General features: G+C 33.6%; 3 protein-coding genes. All 3 read right to left on the reverse strand.

What is annotated here, in order from left to right; all coding sequences use genetic code 11:
- Window positions 1-935 (reverse strand): hypothetical protein (locus RMR19_RS06870; protein ID WP_310602759.1); only part of this gene is annotated, 935 nt, incomplete at its 3' end.
- 328 nt (window positions 936-1,263) lie between these two features.
- A complete protein-coding gene (locus tag RMR19_RS06875) occupies window positions 1,264-1,533 on the reverse strand; it encodes a DUF2730 family protein (protein ID WP_310602760.1) in 270 nt (89 codons plus the stop codon).
- Between the two features lie 260 nt (window positions 1,534-1,793).
- Window positions 1,794-3,651 (reverse strand): protein translocase subunit SecF (secF, locus tag RMR19_RS06880; RefSeq protein WP_310602761.1); only part of this gene is annotated, 1,858 nt, incomplete at its 5' end.

Below are 3,651 nucleotides of genomic sequence, written 5' to 3' on the forward strand. Positions count from 1 at the left end.
AATTGATGGTTACCTGTTTGAGTACAATACCCACAATTATAGCAATTATTTAATCTTGAAAAGACCAATCCTTTTAATGAATCGTCCATTTTATCATAATGATTTGTGACAAGCTTTGTAAATCCAGGGATTTCAAAATAATATTTTAATTGATTTTTCTTTTTCCAATCAAACAGCACTTTAAATTTTCCATCTTTATTATTAGCACAATGCTTAACTAATGTGTATCCACCATCATGCGAATTATATGTATACCCTTTTTCGATTAAAAATGTTTCTAGTTGACTTAGATATACTCCACTTTGTTCTAAGCCATTATACAACCTTGAGTCAGCTACAATTTCATCGGCATATAGACATTTCATAAACATAAGTCTTGCAAAACTTTGACTTACAATAGCTTTCGTTATATCTTTGTCCCAAACTGCATTGCTACATATACTAAGAGCATTCCAACCAACACAAAGCTCTGGATATTCATTGCTATAAATAACCGTTTCTTCTTTCGTTTCACATTCTAGTCCTAATCTTACAAGCATCGTTTGTTTATTCTTATTAATAGCCTTCTTAGCTTTAGAAATATGTAATTTATTATCTAAGACCTCTCCATAAAATCCAAGTTCAAATAGAAAATTAAAGAAATCAAGAAACTTTTTCTCAAACTTTTTCATCATGTTATTAAGTTCTGGATTTGAATTATATAACACACCTTCACCAAAACAACCATCCTCTTCTATTGGCAACCCAATGATTTCTGGATTGTTATACATCGTCACAAATGTATTTTTCATAAAATCATACATTTGTTTTTGTGCTGATTCAGAAACATCATTATTTTTTACTGGTTCGAATTCTGGATACGAAATAATATAAGGATATATTACTCTTTGGGCTAAATTATCAAAACTTTTTCCGATTTTATTTTCAAATTTCATGTTATCGTCTCCTATTCAGTAATTTGTCTTTTCTTCTATTGTAAGAGAGGTCGTATTAGTGTGCAAGATGTTTTCCTAGCAAAGGTGACAAAGGTAAATTTAAGTTGACGGATTTACCAAAATTGGTATGTCAAACTGTTTAAAAGTTTCGTATCCCTCCTTATTCAAGAACAATGCAATGCTACGTTCATGCGAGCAAATCGAACATTCTATTTCTTCATTATCATGATAATCCAATCCCTCAAAATATTTTAAACCCGATACATAAACAAAGTGCCAAAGTAGGATATGTACAATCCTTTGCTTTGGCACTTTGTATTATAATTTGTTATGCAGTATGTACTTGCTTATCTTCCTTATGCTTATCTAAGATACTATGTACCCTTTCAACCTCATCAAGGATTGCATTGCAATCACGACCTACACGTCTTAAATCAGACCTAACGTCTCTCATATCTCCTTTTAAGTCTGCGATATCTTCCTTCACTTCTGACATATCATTTTCAAGATTAGTAACTTTTTTGTCAAGTTCTGTAACCTTTTCATCAAGACCTGTAACCTTATTAAGAATAAGTTGAAGCATTTCGCTATCCGTCATATTATCCCCCCTTATATCACGCATCAATTATTGATACGATTATATCATAAGCAAGGTGTAAAGTCTATTGCATTTTCAATCCATCATATCATTACGATTTAGACAAATGTTACTGTTCACACATAACGTTCACAGTAACGGAATCCAGCCCATTTAAAGTTCGCCTTTGGCGAAGGGGCTGGATTCTTGGCTATTCTACGTTATTAGCCCATAGCCTTGCAGCGTAGTGCAAGGCTTGGGAATGAACAGTAACACACAAATTACTGTCTTACCTTTTTTTGTTTCCTCAACTCCCACATACACCATATAATACTCGCAATACAAACAGAAGAATAGCAACCACATATCACACCAAAGAACATAGGTAATGCAAACTCTGTAATAGATGTTATATGGAATATATATGATGCAATCAATATAATCAATACACACAATCCGGTTGTAAGAGACGTATTAACCGATCTTCTTAATGTCTGTGATATACTTTCATTCACTAATGAAATTCTACCTATCCTAGGATTTGACTTTTCATTTTCTCGAATACGGTCATATACTACAATTGTATCATTAATTGAATAACCTATAATTGTCAATGTTACTGCCACAAAGGAATCGTTTAGCGGAATTTTAAATACTACGAATGTAAAGAATACAATTAGTACATCATGTAACAATGCAAGCATTCCTGTTACTCCCGCTGATAATCCATGTATTGTCGAGAAACGAATCCACACATAGATAACAATAAATACAAAGGATAATATAATTGCTATCCCTGAATTTTTCAATGCCTTTGCCCCTATATATGGCTCTACCGCATATGTTTGCGCCAATGTCGCATTACAAGTAGTATTCAACGCCTCTGTTATTGCATTCTGTACTTCTGGTGAAATACCACCATTTCCAGCAAGTGTAATAACAACTTGCTTTTCATCACTTTGTCTATCACTTGAAATCTGAACAGTTACTGGTCTATCTGTTACCGTTGAAACTGCATTTTTAGCAGCATTTGTATCGACCTCTCCAGCAACTGTATAGTTTAATACAACACCACCAGTAAACTGTGTATCAAGTTTAACACCATTTACAAAGCAACTTACAATACCAAAAATTAAAAGTGCACCAGATAGTAATGCAAACTTTTTTTTACTTTCATAAAATAAACGTAACTTTGTCTCTTTCTTTCTTGCAAAATATTTTTCTTTATTGAATTTAGGAAACTCTAATATTCCAAGTAATAAATGTTTTGAAACACTTACACCAACTAATAAGTTAAAGATCATCCCCATTAATAATGTATAACCAAAACTCAACATAGAACCAGAGCCAAATATCATAAGGATAACTGCGACAATTGCTGTTGTAAAGTTTCCATCAAACACGGAAGAAAATGCATTCTTATAACCATTTCTTACTGCCGCACGAACGGTTAATCCCTTCTTTATCTCATCCGCAATTCTTTCTGATATGATGATATTCGTATCTACTGCCATACCAACAGAAAGAACAATGCCTGCTATACCTGTAAGTGTTAATGTATATTGCGGAACAGATACGGATAGCAATTGCAAAGACATCTGTAACACTAATGTCAAACATGCAATAATACCAGGTAATTTATATACAGTAATCATAAACAAGCAAATAAGTACAAAAGCAATTCCACCTGCAATCACCATAATATGTAATGCTTGATTTCCAAGCGTTGGGCTAATTGTACTAAAGTTTGTTGTTTTCAATGAAAATGGTAATGCTCCCGCATTAATCTTATCTGCCAATACTTTCGCTTCCTTATAGGAAGCCATATTGTCGATGATACCTTTTCCACCCGAAATCTTTGCATTAACAACTGGATTGGATATCAGCTCCTCATCCATATAGATTCCCATTTGTTTCCCAATCAAGTCACCAGTTGCCTTTTCAAACAACGCCGCACCTTTTGTGTCAAATGTTAATTCAACCGCATACTGCGTGCTTATCCCTGCTGTATTTTGCACTGCTTCTGCACTAATAATATTCTTACCTTCAATCAGTATATTGCCATCTGGATCACGAAAACTTAGCTTTGCCATCTCTCCTAATTCCGCAATAGCTTCTTCTGGATTGAAATTTGTCTCC

Origin of the sequence: Anaerosporobacter sp. (assembly GCF_031551385.1) — a bacterium.
Taxonomy (GTDB): Bacteria; Bacillota; Clostridia; order Lachnospirales; family Lachnospiraceae; genus Anaerosporobacter.